This is a genomic window from Actinomyces lilanjuaniae, from assembly GCF_003606385.1.
Lineage (GTDB): Bacteria > Actinomycetota > Actinomycetes > Actinomycetales > Actinomycetaceae > Actinomyces > Actinomyces lilanjuaniae.
The window spans coordinates 337,800-354,122 of record NZ_CP032514.1 but is presented as its reverse complement, the minus strand read 5'-3'; the positions used below and the strand labels follow the sequence as shown (position 1 = coordinate 354,122).

14 protein-coding genes, 1 tRNA gene and 2 pseudogenes are annotated in these 16,323 nt (G+C 70.4%); 3 read left to right on the top strand and 14 right to left on the bottom strand.

The genetic code is table 11. From position 1 onward, the window contains the following. The first annotated feature begins 214 nt into the window (after nucleotides 1-214). Entirely contained in the window at nucleotides 215-1,207 is a 993-nt protein-coding gene (locus tag D5R93_RS01600; protein ID WP_205570074.1) for a helix-turn-helix domain-containing protein, read from the top strand. 111 nt (nucleotides 1,208-1,318) lie between these two features. Here D5R93_RS01600 and D5R93_RS01595 read toward each other — a convergent pair. Then, nucleotides 1,319-2,070, bottom strand: a pseudogene (locus D5R93_RS01595) (nitroreductase family protein). A gap of 282 nt (nucleotides 2,071-2,352) precedes the next feature. Between D5R93_RS01595 and D5R93_RS01590 the strand changes: the two are divergent. Further along, a complete protein-coding gene (locus tag D5R93_RS01590; RefSeq protein ID WP_120203390.1) occupies nucleotides 2,353-3,258 on the top strand; it encodes a 3'-5' exonuclease in 906 nt (301 codons plus the stop codon). A gap of 170 nt (nucleotides 3,259-3,428) precedes the next feature. On the opposite strand, the gene D5R93_RS14900 is transcribed toward D5R93_RS01590, so the two are convergent. The 5 genes and pseudogenes from D5R93_RS14900 to D5R93_RS01570 all read right to left on the bottom strand — a co-directional run bounded on the left by D5R93_RS14900 (nucleotide 3,429) and on the right by D5R93_RS01570 (nucleotide 8,646). After that, on the bottom strand, nucleotides 3,429-4,556 hold the full coding sequence (locus tag D5R93_RS14900) for a hypothetical protein (RefSeq protein ID WP_120205713.1): 1,128 nt from the start codon (nucleotides 4,554-4,556) through the stop codon (nucleotides 3,429-3,431). A 111-nt stretch (nucleotides 4,557-4,667) separates the two neighbouring features. Continuing rightward, nucleotides 4,668-5,261, bottom strand: a pseudogene (gene dcd, locus D5R93_RS01580) (dCTP deaminase); the annotation flags it as partial. 252 nt (nucleotides 5,262-5,513) lie between these two features. Beyond that, complete coding sequence (locus D5R93_RS01575; protein WP_119836421.1) at nucleotides 5,514-7,265, bottom strand: ABC-ATPase domain-containing protein; 1,752 nt, start codon at nucleotides 7,263-7,265, stop codon at nucleotides 5,514-5,516. Continuing rightward, the gene (locus D5R93_RS13030) at nucleotides 7,258-7,482 is read right to left on the bottom strand and encodes a hypothetical protein (protein WP_162933762.1); all 225 of its coding nucleotides are present in this window, start codon (nucleotides 7,480-7,482) and stop codon (nucleotides 7,258-7,260) included. Before D5R93_RS13030 ends, D5R93_RS01575 begins: the two co-directional genes overlap by 8 nt. Before the next feature lie 477 nt (nucleotides 7,483-7,959). Beyond that, nucleotides 7,960-8,646, bottom strand: a complete 687-nt coding sequence (locus D5R93_RS01570; RefSeq protein WP_120205711.1) for a TM2 domain-containing protein — start codon at nucleotides 8,644-8,646, stop codon at nucleotides 7,960-7,962. A 190-nt stretch (nucleotides 8,647-8,836) separates the two neighbouring features. Between D5R93_RS01570 and D5R93_RS01565 the strand changes: the two genes are divergently transcribed. Then, nucleotides 8,837-8,907, top strand: a tRNA-Gly gene (locus D5R93_RS01565). A gap of 111 nt (nucleotides 8,908-9,018) precedes the next feature. On the opposite strand, the gene D5R93_RS01560 is transcribed toward D5R93_RS01565, so the two are convergent. The 8 genes from D5R93_RS01560 to D5R93_RS01520 all read right to left on the bottom strand — a co-directional run bounded on the left by D5R93_RS01560 (nucleotide 9,019) and on the right by D5R93_RS01520 (nucleotide 16,323). Beyond that, nucleotides 9,019-10,272 carry a sugar ABC transporter substrate-binding protein gene (locus D5R93_RS01560; protein ID WP_120203388.1) on the bottom strand — a complete coding sequence of 418 codons (1,254 nt, stop codon included), beginning with the start codon at nucleotides 10,270-10,272 and terminating at the stop codon, nucleotides 9,019-9,021. Nucleotides 10,273-10,568: 296 nt separating this feature from the next. Further along, on the bottom strand, nucleotides 10,569-11,315 hold the full coding sequence (locus tag D5R93_RS01555; protein WP_423243310.1) for a M50 family metallopeptidase: 747 nt from the start codon (nucleotides 11,313-11,315) through the stop codon (nucleotides 10,569-10,571). 57 nt (nucleotides 11,316-11,372) lie between these two features. After that, nucleotides 11,373-12,110 carry a TetR/AcrR family transcriptional regulator gene (locus D5R93_RS01550; RefSeq protein WP_119836258.1) on the bottom strand — a complete coding sequence of 246 codons (738 nt, stop codon included), beginning with the start codon at nucleotides 12,108-12,110 and terminating at the stop codon, nucleotides 11,373-11,375. Between the two features lie 45 nt (nucleotides 12,111-12,155). Then, nucleotides 12,156-12,674: an NUDIX domain-containing protein gene (locus D5R93_RS01545; RefSeq protein WP_119836257.1), complete on the bottom strand. Its 519-nt coding sequence runs from the start codon at nucleotides 12,672-12,674 to the stop codon at nucleotides 12,156-12,158. Nucleotides 12,675-12,708: 34 nt separating this feature from the next. Continuing rightward, nucleotides 12,709-12,900, bottom strand: coding sequence for a hypothetical protein (locus tag D5R93_RS01540; protein WP_120203387.1), 192 nt, complete (start codon nucleotides 12,898-12,900; stop codon nucleotides 12,709-12,711). Then, the gene (locus D5R93_RS01535; protein WP_120203386.1) at nucleotides 12,897-13,682 is read right to left on the bottom strand and encodes a tetratricopeptide repeat protein; all 786 of its coding nucleotides are present in this window, start codon (nucleotides 13,680-13,682) and stop codon (nucleotides 12,897-12,899) included. Before D5R93_RS01535 ends, D5R93_RS01540 begins: the two co-directional genes overlap by 4 nt. Continuing rightward, the gene (locus D5R93_RS13745) at nucleotides 13,679-15,805 is read right to left on the bottom strand and encodes a vWA domain-containing protein (protein ID WP_423243309.1); all 2,127 of its coding nucleotides are present in this window, start codon (nucleotides 15,803-15,805) and stop codon (nucleotides 13,679-13,681) included. The genes D5R93_RS01535 and D5R93_RS13745 overlap by 4 nt, the downstream gene beginning before the upstream one ends. Further along, nucleotides 15,802-16,323 carry an alpha-amylase gene (locus D5R93_RS01520; protein WP_120203383.1) on the bottom strand — a complete coding sequence of 174 codons (522 nt, stop codon included), beginning with the start codon at nucleotides 16,321-16,323 and terminating at the stop codon, nucleotides 15,802-15,804. Before D5R93_RS01520 ends, D5R93_RS13745 begins: the two co-directional genes overlap by 4 nt.

The window sequence follows — 16,323 nt, the reverse complement described above, 5'->3', positions numbered from 1 at the left end:
CTCACGAGGGCGGGGAAGGCAGCAGGGAGGGCAGAAGGAAGGACCGAGCAGGGACAGGCCAGGGACAGGCCAAGGCACAGGCAGAGAAGGCCGGGCACCCCTGCGCCAGCAGGCGCCCTCAGCCCTGTCCACCCCGGCTGCTCCCTGCCCAGACCTGCTGCCCGCCCGCCAGACCAGCCGTCACGCACGACAACCTGCACGATGTGGCCCACACATGACGACGACGCACGCACCGCGCAACAGCTCCGACCCCGGCGCAGGGGCCGAGTCGGCCATGCCCGCCATCACCTCCCTGACCGCCCCGGCCTCGCACGCCGGAGCGGGCGTAGGGGATCTGGAGGTGGTCGTCCCCGACCTCGGGTCAACCGTACGCTGGTTCCAGCACGGCTACCCCAGTCCCCTGGCACGCTGGCACCACCACCCGGAGATCGAGTTCCACCTTATCCGCAGCGGATCCGGCCAGCTGCTGGCCGGGGACCAGGCCATCAGCTTCCGTGCCGGGCACGTCTCGCTCATGGGACCGAACCTGCCTCACAACTGGCTGTCCGACCTGGGACCGCAGGAGGTCCTGCCCAGCCGCGACGTCCTGTGCCAGGTCCACCCGCAGCGGCTGGCCGAGGCGGCCACCCACATGCCCGAGCTGATCAGCGTGCAGGAGCTGGCGCACCGTGCCCGGCGTGGTGTCATCCTCAGCGGCCCCAGCGCCGAGCACGCGGCGCGGGTCCTGGTGGGCATGGAGCAGCAGTCCCGACTGAGGCGGATGGCCTCTCTTCTGGAGCTGGTCGACATCTTCCTCCAGGCACCGCCCGGCCAGTGGCACCCGATCGTGGCCGAGGGCTATGTACCCAGCCTGGACGACGAGACCACGCACCGGGTCAACACGGTCCTGGACTACATCGAGCACAACCTGGACGGGGAGGTGAGCATGACCCAGGCGGCCCGCATGGTCGCCATGAGCTCCTCCGCCTTCTCCCGGTTCTTCCGCGCCACAGCCGGGCTGACCTTCTCCGACCTCGTGAGACGGCGCCGGATCGCCCGGGCCTGCCACCTGCTGCGGTCCACGGACCTGCCGGTGTCCCGGGTCAGCGCGATGAGCGGGTACACCAACCTCGCCAACTTCAACCGGCGCTTCCGCACCGAGACTGGCACCACGCCCACGGCCTACAGGCGCGGCGCCAGTCTCCCAGAAGGCGCAGCCTCCCCGTAGGGACGCGTCTTCTCCTCCCAGGAGGTCACCCCAGCCGTAGCGCAGAACCTAGCGAGGAGCAGGTCGGCGGCAGGAGGCCCCTCCCCGGAGTCCTGCCCGGGGCCAGACGGCTCAGCCCAGGGCCAGCCGCTGCTCGTGCAGCACCTGGAGGACCGGCGCCGTCGAGGCCGCCCCCGTGCCCAGGTTCCGGGCGATCTGGCTGGTGAAGGAGTCCACCCGGGCACTGGTGTCGCGCAGGTCGTAGTACTCACGCACCACCTCGTCGTAGACGGCCAGCGCCTCCATGTGGTCTTCCGGCTCCGGGTAGCGGTCCGTACCCACGGTGACCTCACGCGGCAGCCGGGGCTTGTACTGGGGCACCTGTGCAGGGTGCCCCACCAGCAGGCCCAGCAGTGGGAAGGTCCGCAGAGGCAGGTGCAGCGCCCGGATGAGCCCGCGCAGCCCACCACGCAGCGATCCCAGGTAGACGGTCCCCAGCCCCAGTGACTCCGCGGCGACTACCAGGTTCTGCGCCGCGATGACCGTGTCCTCCACCCCCTGGAGGAACAGGCTCATACGCTCCAGCGGCTCCAGGCAGACCCCGGCGCGCTGCCGGATGACGGCGTTGCGGTGCAGGTCCACCACAAGGACCAGGAGCTCACCGCGATGGCCTCCGACGTAGGGCTGCCCCGAGGCTGCGTGGACCGCCTCACGCACCTCGGGATCCTTCACCCGGATGATGGTGGTCTGCTGCTGGAAGGAGGAGGTGGCACCGTGCCGGGCCACGTCCAGCAGGGTGGTCATGATCTCCTCCCCACGGGTTCCTCGCTGAAGGCACGGATCGAGCGGTGAGCCATCTGGGTGGCGATCGTGGCGCTAGACACTGGCGTGGTCTCGGGAGCGGACAGGGCCGGGGAGGGGCGTCCGTAGGGGCAGCAGCGGGCCCGCCCCCGGGCCGTCCGATCCCTCGACAGTGTCAGTGACGTCATTCGCAGTCATGAGAACTCTCCCTCCGGTCCTGCCCCGGTCCCACCGCTCCTGCCGGTACTGCCGCCATCCTAGATGAACCCAGGCACCCCGGCGGCAGCGACGGAGCCCGGGCAGCGAGGAGGTAGGACGGGCCGGCCACGAGCACGTCAGGGTGTCACGACGGTAGGCTCCCGGTGATGCCCTTCTTCCACCGCCCGCCCCACGACCGGGGACCCCTGCGGCCGCGGCTCCCCGCTCCCTCTCCCGGCAACCCTCCGTCTCAGGGGGGCGACCGTCCTTGCGCGGGCAGCACGTCCCCCTCGCTCAGCACCTCGGCCTCCCACGTACCAGCGTCCCTCTGCGCCCCGGTCTCCCCCGTACCGCCGTCAGCCAACACCCTGTCCAGAGCACCCAGCGATGCACTGACTGAGACTGAGCTGCGAGCCGCCGCCCAGGTCGGCTACGCCGTCATCGACCTGGAGACCACCGGCTTGTCCCCCGTGTCTGACACGATCCTGGAGGTCGCCGTCGTCCTCACTGATCCCAGTGGCTGTACACAGACCAGCTGGTCCACGCTCATCAACCCAGGCCGTGGCACGGACGTCGGACCCACTCACATCCACGGCCTGATAGCGCAGGACCTCCTGGACGCCCCCAGCCTCGACGAGGTCGCCGACCGGCTGGCCCGCGACCTGGCAGGACGCGCGGTCGTTGCCCACAACGCTCGCTTCGACGTCGGCTTCCTCACCCAGGCCCTGGGGCGCCGTCGCCTCCTGGACCCCGGAGCACCCATCCCACGCGTGTGCACCATGGAGTGGTCACGCCACTTCATGGCGACCCCCTCACGCCGTCTGACCACCTGCTGCGAGGTGGCCGGGGTGGAGATCGGCAGGCATCACTCGGCGCTGGACGACGCCCGGGCCGCTGCGGGTCTGCTGCGCCACTACATGAGCGTAGGCCGCGCGCGCGGTGAGGAGCCGGTGGCCTGGACCAGGTCCCTGGTGGACGCCTGGCGCTTTACCGGGTGGCACTGGGACGACGAGCGCGCCCAGGGCGCAGACGAGCGGCTTGTCACCCGCCAACGCCCCGGCGCCCTGCGCTAGCCCCCAAAGCCGCTGCGCATCTTCAGCACCTGCCGTCGGTGACCCACATACCACCAGGTCTCCATGACTGCGGAACTATGCGCCGTACATCCTGACGCCCCCACCTGCTTCCCGGGACAGAGGAGGTGGAGGTAGCCAGGAAGGAACAGGCATCCGGGACTGGCTCGGGTCTAGCGGCTCTCCTCCGGTCCCAGGGATACGAGGAACCCGTCGTCGTCAACGGCCACGCCGGAGACAGCCCCCACCAGGACGGTGGCCAGCTGCTCGACCAGGTCGCGCGCGGCCTGGCGCTCCCGGCGGCGCGCCCGTGAGACCACCTCCAGGTAGGCCTCCGTCTCGTCCACGGGCTTCCACCTCAGGTCGTAGGACAGGACCGCCCCGCGCGCCCACCTCTCCCCACGCACAGCCAGCGGCAGGCCGTCGGTGGCACCGACCTGCACCTCGATCCGCCCCCAGCCCTCACGCTCGGGATCCACCGGCGCGACGACCGCGTACCTGTCGCGCACCTCCTCGATGTAGCCTCCAGAGGCGGCCACACGCGCCTCCTCCGCCTCGGCCTGCGCCCGGGCGCGCTCAGAGGTGCGCCAGGCCTCCTCAAAGACGTCGGCCCCGATGCGCTCCACGAGGCGCTCCAGCTTGTCGGGGTCAACCGCGTCCAGGCCGACGGCGCCGGTGGGGTGCGGAGCGGTCAGGGCGGGGCTCATACCGGGCGCGACCTCGCCCAGCAGGGCGGAGAGGTCCTCCGGCCCCATCCACACCGGGGCGTAGACGGTCAGGGAGACGGAAACCTCAGGGCTGGGCTCCACGATGACGGGCTGGTTGCCGTTGGGCGCACCGGGCACCAGGCGCAGCGCCCCCGCCAGGCGGCGGGCAATAGAGCGCAGGCGGGACAGAGCCTCCAGCTCCACCCCGGTGGGCTGGGCCACCGGGAAGGCGTCCGACAGCGGGTCCAGCCCCGCCAATTCCCTGGGCTGGGCGCCGGCACGGGTCCGGGGGCAGTCCAGGATCATCAGCTGGGTGGTCCACTCCGGGGCCTCCAGGAGACCTCGCATCTGCGCGTCCACCTCCCAGGGGCCCTGGAGCGTCACGCCGGGGAACAGCTGGAGGCTGGAGACGCCGACCCACCCCGCCTGGACGTCCTGGGACAGTGCCAGGGCCTCGACCTCGTCGGAGGTGACGTCGTCGGCCAGGAGGAGGACGTGGTGGGTGTCCAGGCGGCCGACAGGCAGCATGGACCCGGCGGAGAAGGTACCGGTGTCGGTGGGCAGGGAGACGGCGAGGTCGGTGGGGTCGCTCATGGGCGCTCCTGGGGGTTGTCGGTTCGGTGGGGAGGTGGCGTGCGGGGACGGAGCGCCGCCACTGTCCCCGAGACCCTCACGACCCGGCGCAGCGGTAGCGGCCGTGCCGTGCGGAGATGTCCCGGCGTCGGCGATACGCAGCCGGTGGAAGGACAGGTGGGACCGCGAGGCGGTGGGGCCGCGCTGGCCCTGGTAGCGCGATCCTGCGGCCGCGCTACCGTAGGGTACCTGGGCGGGGCTGGACAGGCGGAAGAAGCACAGCTGGCCTACCTTCATTCCCGGCCACAGCATGATCGGCATAGTAGCGGTGTTGGACAGCTCCAGGGTCACGTGCCCGGTGAAGCCGGGGTCGATAAAGCCCGCCGTGGAGTGGGTGAGCAGGCCCAGGCGGCCCAGGCTGGACTTGCCCTCCAGGCGCGCGGCGACCGTGTCCGGCAGGGTGAGGCGCTCGTAGGTCGCCCCCAGGACGAACTCACCGGGGTGAAGCACAAAGGGCTCATCAGGGCCGACGTCCACCAGGTGGGTGAGGTCGTCCTGGGGCTGGGAGGGGTCGATGACCGGGTAGCGGTGGTTGTCGAAGAGACGGAACCACCTGTCCAGACGCACGTCTACCGAGGCCGCCTGGAGCATCTGCGGATCGTAGGGGTCCAGGACGACACGCCCGGCCTCGAGCTCACAGCGAATGTCGCGGTCGGAGAGAAGCACGAGGCTGATTGTGCCAGGTGGGGCCAGTCAGTGCCGGGACGGGCATGCTGACCGCTCAGGCGGGCAGGAGCCGCCCACGGTCCTTACTGAGATGCGCCGACTCCCCGCCAGTGGCACGCACAGCGGCCACTGGCGGGGAGTCGGCACGTCCTACGCAGACCTACCCCGCAACGCCCAGGCAGGCCCACTCGCGACCGCCCGCCTTAGCGGGGTAGTCCCGTAGCCCTCATCTAGATCTCATTGCCCAAGATCTCACTGCCTAGCGTCTAGCCTGCGGTAGCGGTTGACCGCCGCATGGAGCTCGTGACGGCGAGGGCGGGTGAGGTGTCCCGGGTGTCCCCGGTAGGGTGAGAGCCAGTCGAGCCCGTCACGATCAATACGACGCAACACGGCGTCAACAGCCTCGGACAAGGTTGTTGGACGGCTTGTCCCCCCGGGCAGACTGGCTGCCCGGTCCAGCAGCCCCGGCAGACGGTCCAGCGCCCAGGCCACAGCCTGGGTCTGGGCCGCGTCAACCAGCTGTGGAACCGCAGCAAGGTCAATGGTGTCGCCACCGTAGAGGATGCTGCCTCGGCCACGGACCTTGGCTGGCTTTCCACCACTGCGTCCCAAGGTGACTGACCGCCGGGCCCCCGGGGCGGGAAGAGCCGCACCCGCTGCAGCACGAGAGGAGCCAGAAGCGGCCCCGGCCACCTCACGGGCTTCTCGTGTGACATCGCTGGGCCTGTAGTGGTTGACCGCGATCACGTGGTCGGCGACGTCAAAAAAGGCTCCCGACCCTCCAGCGACAAGGACGGTGGACACACCGCGCTCCGTGAGCAGGGGGCGCACACGCTCGACGAACGGTGTGATGGGCTCCTGGTCCACCGGGATGACGGCTCGCATCTGCTCGTCACGGATCATGAAGTTCGTAGCAGAGGTGTCCTCATCAATGAGTAGCACCGAGGCTCCGGCGTCAACGGCCTCAACGAGGTTGGCCGCCTGCGAGGTGGAGCCGCTGGCGTTAGTGGTGCTAAAGAACCGCGTGTCAGTGCCAGAGGGCAGGTTAGAGATGAACGGGGAGATATCGACTCCCGTAACAGCACGTCCGTCCTCAGCCCGCACCGTGACAGCATCGGGACGGGTGACAACCCACTCGCGCCCGTCACCGGCCACGTGGGGGTAGACACCACGCTCAAGCGCCCGCAGCAAGGTGGACTTACCGTGGTAGCCACCGCCGATGATGACGGTGACCCCCTCGGGGATCCCCATACCCTCGATACGTCGCCCGCTGGGCAGGTCAAAGGCAGTGCGCAGGCTGGGAGGACTAGCGAACGGGACTACGGTGGCCCCAGTCAGGGGAAGATCGGAGTCACCGGAACGACGCGGCAGCACCGCCCCGTCCCCGACGAACGCGACCAGGCCTCGCTGGGGCAGCGAGGAGCGGATGTAGTCCTGATCGTGCGCAAGCTCGACGTGAGCGTCCATGGCGTCCTGAGCCTGGTGGCCGAGGTTGGTATAGACCAGCGTCTCCTCAGCCAGCTGAAGCAGCACATCGGTGAGGAGCCTCGCAGCCTCGCGACCACGGATCCTGCGGCCGGAGGCCGGCAGCCCCACCTCAAGGCGGGCCTCGACCCGGGCACCGCCGCCCTCAGGGGTGACCACGATGCTGGTGCGTTCCAGAACCTCCTGACCGGGCTCCCCCGTGGTGACGATACCGCTGCTTCCGGTACCGGTCGGCCTCGGGGCCAGCCGACGGGCAGCCTGCGCGAGCCGACGCAGAAGGAAGTCGGCCACGGCAGTTCGTGTCAGCGCGTCGCGTGCAAGCCGGGCAGGCAAGCGCGTCTGCGCCGGGGACGCGGACAGCCTCATGCGCGACGGTGGCGCGTACGGGTCCACCTGGACGTGATCGATGTCGAGATGGAACGGACCCAGCTGGTAGCTGCCGGCAAGGCGCTTGTATGCGCCGTAGCTCTGACCGTCCATCTGGGCGACTACGCGCCCCAGAGCTGCTGCGTCACGCATGACGGCCCCCTGCGACGACAGGATCCACGACACCCGAGTCACCTGCGGCAGCGGTGGCGGGCTGCAACGCAGGCAGACGGGTCAGGGCTACGCCGCCAAGCAGAGCCAGCACGGCCGCCGATAGAACCACTGCGGGATACAGGAACAACGCAGGTACAGCCAGTTCCCGAAGAAGCGTGTCAGTAAACAGGGTCGCAGCCGCAACGAAGGTCGCCATGACAGGCACCACATTAGCCGCGGGAACTCCACGTGAAGTTATCATGTCATATCTCCAGAAGTCCGAGTTGTCAGTTCGTACATGAGCGCAGGAGCCACACCCAGGCCTGCGCCGACGCACTCCAATAGCAGGACCGCGTCATCAAGCCGCGCTCCAAACCTCCAACTCGCACTCCAGCCTCACACGCTACACACTGGAACCGACGTACCGACCACCTCCATGCTCCCTCAACAAGATCACGACGACTGCCAGCCAGCTCAAGCCCCGGACAGGGCATCCCCAAATCCGCAGCCAACTAGCATTCTTACACGCTATACCACGCCGTAAGGGCAGTCAATACCGCAGACCCGACAAAGCAGCGGACCCTGCAGGGAAAGGTTCATGCACCCCTTCAGTCGGCAGGCACACGCCGCGCCGACCTCCACGGCACGACGAGCCTGACCTCTGCCCGCTTGGCCAGCCACCCACCTCACTCAGTCAGGGGACTCCCTGGGCGTCCATGCCCCAGGGCCGCGTCCCAGAGGGGGAGGACAGGATCATGATCCCCTCGATCAGTCCCCAGATGCTCGTCCCCATGATGATCAAGAAACCGATGCCGAGGATCAGGGTGAGGAGGCCACAGATCGTCAGGCACAGCTGACCAGCACCCTTGCCCCCGTACCCGAGGTAGAAGTTGTGGACCCCCAGCCACCCGAAGAGGATGCCGAGGACACCCGCGGCGACCTTCGACTTGCCCACCGGGTAGGCCAGGTACTGCGGGCCGTGGACGACAGGTTGCGGGTAGGCACCCGGGTAGGCGCCCCCGGAAACCTGGCCGGGGGCTTGGTAGTACCCGGCCAGGGGATAACCGCCCGGGTAGGCGGCGCCGGACTGGGAGTAGCCGGGCTGCTGGTAGCCACCGGGAGAGGCCGCGCCATCCTGCGGATAGGGGTGGGTGCTCGCCTGCGTATAGCCCGCTGGCCAGGCCGCGGCGTTACCAGTCCCGGCTGCCGGACCGCTGGAGACCGCCGGCCCCACGACCGAGGCCGGGTCGGCAGCAGACGAGCCGGAGACGGCAGCGCCACTGCTCCCCGAAGCGGCACTACCGCCACCTGGGTACCCCGGGTACCAGGCCGCGTCGTCAGGCTGGGGACCGGCGATATCGTAAGGACTGGACGATGTCATGGAGCGCATGATGCCAGAAAGAGCCTGCCCCCGGGGGCGGTCATGGACGCCACTGACAAGAACCTCACACGCCCCACCCACCCGCCAGCTTGGCAGCCACCTGCTGGCAGGGTATGCTGCATCCGCGTCATCGCCGATATGGTCGACCATGACCGACGGTGCCAGCAGCAGTGCTGGCGGAACCGTTGTCGCGGGTGTAGTTCAATGGTAGAACTTCAGCTTCCCAAGCTGACAGCGCGGGTTCGATTCCCGTCACCCGCTCGGGCAAGGGCCTCCACCCAGTGGGTGGAGGCCCTTCGGCTGTCTCCTGTACGCCATACCGTCCGGGCGGCAGGCGCTTGCTTCCTGCCGCCCTCAGACCCGGCGGGTGCCTCAGGCGGTCGCAGCCTCCAGGTTGACCTGGAGCGGCCCCAGAATGGCCTCGGGCTCAGTGTCCGCCAGCGAGGCCAGCTGGTCCTCGAAGCCCTGCAGGACCTCCGCCACGCCGTCACCCAGCGGGGCGTAGACAGCGTGCTCCGCACCAGCAACGAAGGCGACGGACACCGGGTCCTCACCCGCCCACTGGTCGGCCGCTGACCTCACCGAGGGGACCAGCCCCTGGGTCGCGGCAAGCTCCACCTGGACACCGGCCGAGGTCAGGTGCTCCACCAGCCGCAGCGCGTCCTCCTTCCTGGCCGAGCCCTCGGCCACGCCGTAGAAGGCCGCCTGCTGGACCGTCGCCCGACCCGCGCTCCCCTCAGGCAGCTCGATGACAGTAAATCCGAGCTCCGGGTAGTCGGCCTCCAGCACACTTACCAGCCCGTAGCCCGCTATGGTCATCCCGGCCTGCCCCTGGGCGAAGACGTCACCACCCGAGCCCTCGTCCAGGGAGGAGGACAGCACTGCGGCGCCGGAGTCCACCAGGGCCTTCATCTGGGACAGCCCCGCCACGGAGGCCTGTGAGTCCGCGGTCACCGTGACCCCCTCGGCACTGTCGGAGCTGTCCACCAGCCCGCCGCCTGCCTGAGCCATGAAGGCGTCCGCAGTGGCGTAGTCGGGAGTCAGGACCAGGCCAGCCGTGCCGCCAGCGGCGAGCGCGGCCGCCGTCGTCTCGAGCTCGGCCCAGGTGGCAGGGTAGTCCTGCGGTGTCAGCCCCGCCGCCTCCCACAGCTCGGTGTTAAGGAACAGTGCCAGGGTGGACAAGCCCCTCGGGGCGCCGTAGACCTCCCCCCGGTAGGTCGCGTTGGCCACCAGGGACGGGTAGTAGTCACCGGCTGCGGGCAGCTGGTCCCCGTAGGCGTGCAGGGCACCTGCGTCCGCGTAGGAGACCAGCTGGTGGGGGTCCAGGTAGAACACGTCGACCGGGGAGTCAGAGGCCAGGCTCTGGGAGAGCTCCTGGTCCAGGTCCGTGGCTGGCAGGAGCCTCACGGCCACACCGGTGTCCTCGGTGAAGGAGGTCAGGGCGTCACGCACGGCGGAGGTCTCCGCCTCGCCGGAGGAGGAGATCATAAGGGTGAGGCCGTCCTCGCCCGCCTCGGTGCCGGAGTCCTCACCGTCCCCCGTGCACGCTGCCAGCACGGCGGTAACAGCCGTGGTCATGGTGAGGGCCGCGGCGTACCTGCCGAGGCGGCGGCGAGAGATCATCATGGTGCGTCCTTTGCACGTCCAGGTCGGGCCAGGGATCGGGTGGGACAGGGGCGGCCCGCCCCTGCCCGGTGGCGTGCCAGGGTCCCACAGCCCGGTGATCCTAGCCGCAGCGCCCGCCGCCGGGCGCACCAGGAGCCACAGGGTTACCTGCTCGGTACACACCCCGGCGCCCCTGCGGGCCGCCTCACGGTCTTGCAGGAGGCCGCCGACCGCTCGGCGCTACAGGCCGTCACCTCTGACTGCCCAGCAGGGCTCCGCGAAGACCCTCAGGGCCTCCCCCGGTCTCACAGCTGGCCTCACAGCGCCGGAACCTGCCACAGGTCCCGCACCGCAAGCACGACGGCCGCGGTGGCCGCCGCGTCCACCAGGAACCACGTCGCCAGCCACGCCCCCGCGGGCAGCGGGGTCAGCTGCGCCAGCGTGCGGTGGTCCTGGCCCGGGTCACGGGTGCCAGCGACGTCGCGCAGGGAGTCCCAGGCCCCCACGAGCATGGCCATCCCCGTGCCCGCCACGACGCCCGCACGCCACGGTCCTCCCCACCACCACAGCGCCGCTGCCAGGAGCCCGACCAGGATCACGAGACCAGCCGTGCGTACGGAGCGTGACATCACCAGCAGGACCACCATGACCACCACTGCAGCCACCAGGACCGGCCCGGCCCAGCCGCGCAACGCCGCCAGGGCCACGAGCGCACCCAGCACCGCCGGGGCGGGGTACCCGGCCCAGGTGGTCAGCACCCGTCCGGGCCCCCGCACCGGGCCGCTGGTCACCGCGTGCCCCGATAGGTCCCTGTCCACCACGAAGCCCAGGAATCGCCGCCCGACCAGGACACCCACGCCCGCGTGCCCTGCCTCGTGGACGATCGTCACCAGGGTACGGCCCCAGCGCCGGGCAGGTGGCCAGGTCAGGACGACAGCCAGCACCACCAGCGCCACCCACAGGACGGTCATGGCAGGGGTGCCGTCAGGGACAGCGTGGTCGACAAGACGGTCAACAAGACGGTCAGCAAGACTGTTCCAGGACACACTCCGGCTCAGGGTCACGGGGACAGTCTGCCAGAGCGGCTGCGCACCGGTACCACCACGGCCCGATCCGCTGCCTCAGCCTGCCTGAGTCCCCTGGGGCGCTGTGGAGGCGGCTCCGCAGGCTGCTGCGGACCCGCTCACCTGACCGCTCTGGCTACCGGGGGCGTCAGCGGCCTCGGTCCCGTGCGGGCTGGGGATACGCGGGACCTCGTGGTCAGGCTGGGCCGCCCCCACCGCACGCAGCACGAAGGTGTCCAGGGAGTCCAGGTAGGCGCGGCGCTCCTGCGGGTCGGAGGGGGTGGGGCGCCCGCCCATGACCGTGGCGTGGATAAGGGGAATGACGTGGGCTGGGTCCTGCTGGGGGATGAGACCCTGCGCCATCGCCTCGGACAGGATGGAGGAGAGCATCTGGGTCAGAAGGGTGCCGTGCGCCCGCAGTCGACTGGCGGCGCTGCGCGACACCGAGCTCGCTAGCGGGCCGGTGGTGGGGAAGTGGTAATGAGGCTTGATGAGGGCCTGCTGGCGCACGTAGACGCGCAGGCGGTCGATAGGGTCCCTGGTGCCCGCCAGCGCGCGGGAGAGCTCCTCGGCGTAGCGCTGGGCCTCGTAGTCCATGAGGGCCAGGAGGAGGTCCTCCTTGTCCGTGAAGTGGTTGTAGACGGCGGTACGCCCCACACCGGCGTGGGCGGCCACGTCCGACAGGGTGATCCTGTCGAAGCTGCGCTGCCTCAGGAGCTCGGAGAGCGACTCGAACAGAGCGCTGCGTGTGCGCTTGCGGTGCTCGGCCAGCGAGCCCCCCGTAATCTTCGGCATGAGGTCAGCCTAACCCACAAGATGACGGCTTGGCTAGGAACGTCATCAAAAACGTCGTGGCAGGCGCCCCAGCTCCTCCAAGAGGGTGTCAATGATTGCGACGTCAGCCTCAAGCCAGGGGAGGCCGGTCACTACGTCCAGGGCGGTCCACTCCAGCAGCTGGTGGCTCGTTCCTGCCGTCCCGGTGTCGGTGTGGTCAGCCGGCTCGGCCAGCCACACCCGCATCCGCAGCCCTGCGGTCACCGGCCAGGCCGGGGCGTCGTCGCCATATGCAGCAGCCGACGGCTGGGCGGGAGACGCGCACGGTGGGGCCGCAGCCCGGCCAGCAGGCGGCACCAGCTCAGTCCCCAGGCGCACCGTGAGGCTGACCTCCTCAGCCAGCTCACGCACCAGCGCCTGGGTCGGGGTCTCACCCGGCTCCACCTTGCCCCCGGGAAGCTCGAAGCGTCCCGCTAGCTCGGGCGGGTAGGAGCGCGCTGCACACAGCAGCGCCGTGGGCTCAGACAGGGAGTCGACCACGGCAGCGGCGACGACAAGCCGGGAGAGCCGGGAGATGGCAGGCACGCGCCGAGCCTACCCGCTGACGCCTGCCCAGCACTCACCAGGTTCCTGCCAGGACCTGGCAGCGCCCAGCCCGGCCTGGCAAGTCCTGCCAAGACCTACCAGGGACGGTAGTCGGAGCCGTCCTGGTCGTCCCGGGCACGACGGTGCCCCCTCCCTCAGGGGATCCCTGGTTGCGGTTGCGCAGGCGCTGCTCCCGCTCGTCGTCAGGGTCTGCCGAGGGGCTCACCGAGGCCTCCTGGGAGGGCCCCGCCGAGGAGGAGGTCTGCGGGAGGCCTCGGCAGAAGGTGTCGGCGTGGGGGAGCCCGGCTCCGGCGACGGGGTCGCTGCGGAGCTTCCGCCGGAGGAGGGCTGCTCCTGCGGCTCGGCCGTCCCCGGGTCCCGGAGGGGTGCCAGAGGGGAGGCGCTGGGATCCTGGCTGGGGTCGTCAGCGGACTGTGGCGAGGGCACCTCACACTCCCCGGCAGCCCGGGCCGCAGCGCCCACGTGCTCCTCAAAGGCCTGCGTCCCGCCCTCATCCTGGGCCTGGGCGGCTAGAGCCAGGTGGGTGAGGGCCAGGTTGTAGCGCACTCGGCACTCCGGGGAGTCGGCGGGCTTGTAGCCGGTCTCGGGATCAATGGACTCCTCCTGCGGCACCTCCTCCAGGGCCGTCTCCAGGAGCCCCTGGGCGCCCGTGAGATCCCCGGCGGAGTACAGGGCGGTACCGATGTTGTAGTGCACGCGCCACTGCTCCAGCCAGGGGTTGAGCGCAGCCACCTGGCGGTAGCGGGAGGAGGCCGTCTCATAGTCGCCGTCCGTGTAGGCCCGCCCGGCCGCCAGCGTGAGACCGAACACCGCCAGGCACCACGCCGTCAGCACCACCAGGGCGGTGGCGGGCAGCGCCCCCACCAGCAGCAGCCGACGACGGCGACGCAGGCGAGCCGTGCGACGCGCCGGGTCCTCCGGCCCCTCCTGCCGCTGCCCGTCCCGCCTGCCGGGGCCGTCGGCCCCTGCCCTCCGTCGGATCCTCACGTCCCTGTCCTCCCCGCGGTCAGGGCACGCAGCCGACGGTCGGCGCGCACCAGATCGCCAGCCTCCCACACGAGCAGGAGGCTGGCGGCCAGGGCCAGCGGCCACACCACGTAGCGCCTGGCCCGGCCCGAGGCCTGCCCGTCGGACACGACCGCCTCCAGGTCGATGTCGGTAAAGGCCTGCGTCGGGTCGTCCTGACTGCCCCCGGTCCGGTGGAGGTAGTCCAGCCCGAGGGAGGTCGCCACCGAGCCCAGCCGCTCCTCGTCGATGACCGAGACAGCGGGCTGGCCACCGTCGTCCTCCATGATGTAGTCCGCGTCGGTGTGCTCGCCCGTCGCGGCAGTACCGTCGTAGGAGCGCATAGGGCCGCCCTCGGCAGTCCCGTACCCCAGGACAGCCCCGCCGTCCACCACCCCGGCCAGGGACTGCCACGTCCACCCGCCCTCGGCCGCCTCCTGGGCACCCTTTCCGCCGTCGGTGTCCTCGCCGTCGGACAGGACATAGACCAGGCGGATCGCGTCAGGGTCCTCCTCGTAGGAGCGCGACAGGGTCTGGCCCAGCAGCGGCAGGGCGGTATCCAGGGAGGACCCGGTAGAGCGGTCGGTGACCTCCTGGGTCAGCGACCCCACCCAGGCGTCTACCGCGTCCACGTCGTTGCTCAGCGGAAGCTCGACGGCGGCGGCGGAGTCCAGGGCCAGGATCGAGTAGCGGGCAGAGGGATGGGCCTCGCGCACAGCGGCCAGGTCGGCCCTGACACCGTCCAGGCGAGTGGCAGCGGGGCTGGCCACGCCGTCGGGGGCTGGTCCCGCCCAGTCCTCCGCCGCCATGGAGCCGGTACGGTCCACCAGCAGGTAGACCTCCACGTTGGAGACGCTGACGGACTCCGTGCTACGCAGCGCCGGGCCGACCAGGATGAGGACCACCAGGCAGGCCAGCGCCACCCGCCTCCACCAGGAGCGGTAGGCGGCAGGCTCGGCGCGGGCGCCGTCCAGCCGGGCGCGCGCCAGCCACAGCAGCAGCACGACCAGGACCGCCGCCAGGGCCAGGACAGGCCAGGGAAGCATCGGCAGAAGGGTCACAGTCGCCTCCACGCCGCCAGGACCAGGACAACCACCACAGCCGCACCTAGGACGGCAGCCAGGTGCTCGGGGGTGTCGGTACGGCGCGTCTCCACGCCCCCGGCCAGCTCGGCGACCTGGGTCTCCTCCAGCTGCCTGACGATGTCGCCCCCGGTACCGGAGTCCTCGACGTCGTAGAAGCGGCCGCCGCTGTCCTGCGTCAGCGTCGCCAGCTCCCCACGCGCCTCCTCCGGCGTCTTCTCGGTGACCCACAGGTCGTACTGGTCCGGATCGGTCCCGTAGACAGAGAACAACCGGATGGAGCGCTCCCCAGGACCTGGACGGAGTCCGCCAGGCTGTAGATCTGCTCCCCGTCGGGGTCGATGATGAGGTTATCGGTGGCGAGGACGACCGAGCGGGAGCGCTCCAGCCCTGATTGTCGAAGGCCATGGCGCACGAGGCCAGGCCGTCGCCGGCCAGGGAGGAGCCCACCACCGAGTAGCTCATGGTGCCGCTGAGCGCGTCCTCGTAGGCGGTGACCTGCCGGGAGGTGGGGTTGGCCGGGTCGATGTCCAGCACGTCGGCCAGGTCCTCCATCTGGCGGCCCAGGAGGTCGTAGTCGTCAGTGAGCGGCACGATCGTCTGGGCCGTGGAGTTCCAGGCCACCAGGGCGACGCGCTCCCCGTCAAAAGAGTCCAGCAGCTCGGAGAAGGTCTCCAGCACAGAGGCGTCGATAGTGATCATTGAGGTGGACACGTCCAGGCACAGGACGATGTCGCGGTTGGCCAGACGGTCAGAGCGCTCCACCTCGGAGACCGGACGGGCCGAGACCCCCGCTGCGGCCAGGAGCGCGATCAGGACCAGCAGCCCTGCCCCGGCGTGGAGCCAGCGCTGCTGGCGCACGCGGGAGCGAACCCGGGGCAGGAGAAACATGCCCGCAGAGTTAGCCACCCGTCGCGGCGGCTCCGCCTCCCTGCGGCGGCCGGTCCCGCCCGGCCTGACCGCCGCCAGCACCGCTACAGCCGCCGCCACGACGAGCAGCAGCCAGAACAGCCATGGCATCACCACTGGGAGACCACCCACCCCGCCCTGTCGATGGCCTCCTGGGCGGCCGCCTCAGGCTCCCGGTCGAAGGAGGGCTGCTCCCACACTGCCAGGAGCTCGCCCACGTAGCCCAGGGGGTTGGTGTCCACGGGACGTCCCTCCCGGCGGGCACGGCGCAGCCTGTCCATGACGGAGCGGGGGCCGCTCGTGTCAGCCATGTCCAGGATCTCGGTGACCGTCGCCGTGGTCACCTCCTGCCCGGAGCGGGCCTGGGCGAAGCCGCGCACCAGGGACGCCAGCTCCAGGTGCAGCCCACGCAGGTCCAGCTCCCCGGCCTCCCAGCGGGAGGTGATCGTCGTCAGCTGGTCGCCCCAGCGCTGCCGCTCGTCGGCAGCCATGGGGATGTCTCCGACCTCCAGGGACAGGTCGCGGCGTGTGACCAGGAAGGTGCGCAGCAGCCAGATAGCCACGGCGGCGGCGCCTAGTGCCGCTACCAGCGCCACCCACGCCGGCATGAGGACGGGGGGGACAGCCTCCAC

Coding starts and splice junctions, on each gene's coding strand:
- D5R93_RS01600 (WP_205570074.1), top strand. CDS start 215: ATGACGACGACGCACGCACCGCGCAACAGCTCCGACCCCGGCGCAGGG.
- D5R93_RS01590 (WP_120203390.1), top strand. CDS start 2,353: ATGCCCTTCTTCCACCGCCCGCCCCACGACCGGGGACCCCTGCGGCCG.
- D5R93_RS14900 (WP_120205713.1), bottom strand. CDS start 4,556: ATGAGCGACCCCACCGACCTCGCCGTCTCCCTGCCCACCGACACCGGT.
- D5R93_RS01575 (WP_119836421.1), bottom strand. CDS start 7,265: ATGCGTGACGCAGCAGCTCTGGGGCGCGTAGTCGCCCAGATGGACGGT.
- D5R93_RS13030 (WP_162933762.1), bottom strand. CDS start 7,482: ATGGCGACCTTCGTTGCGGCTGCGACCCTGTTTACTGACACGCTTCTT.
- D5R93_RS01570 (WP_120205711.1), bottom strand. CDS start 8,646: ATGACATCGTCCAGTCCTTACGATATCGCCGGTCCCCAGCCTGACGAC.
- D5R93_RS01560 (WP_120203388.1), bottom strand. CDS start 10,272: ATGATGATCTCTCGCCGCCGCCTCGGCAGGTACGCCGCGGCCCTCACC.
- D5R93_RS01550 (WP_119836258.1), bottom strand. CDS start 12,110: ATGCCGAAGATTACGGGGGGCTCGCTGGCCGAGCACCGCAAGCGCACA.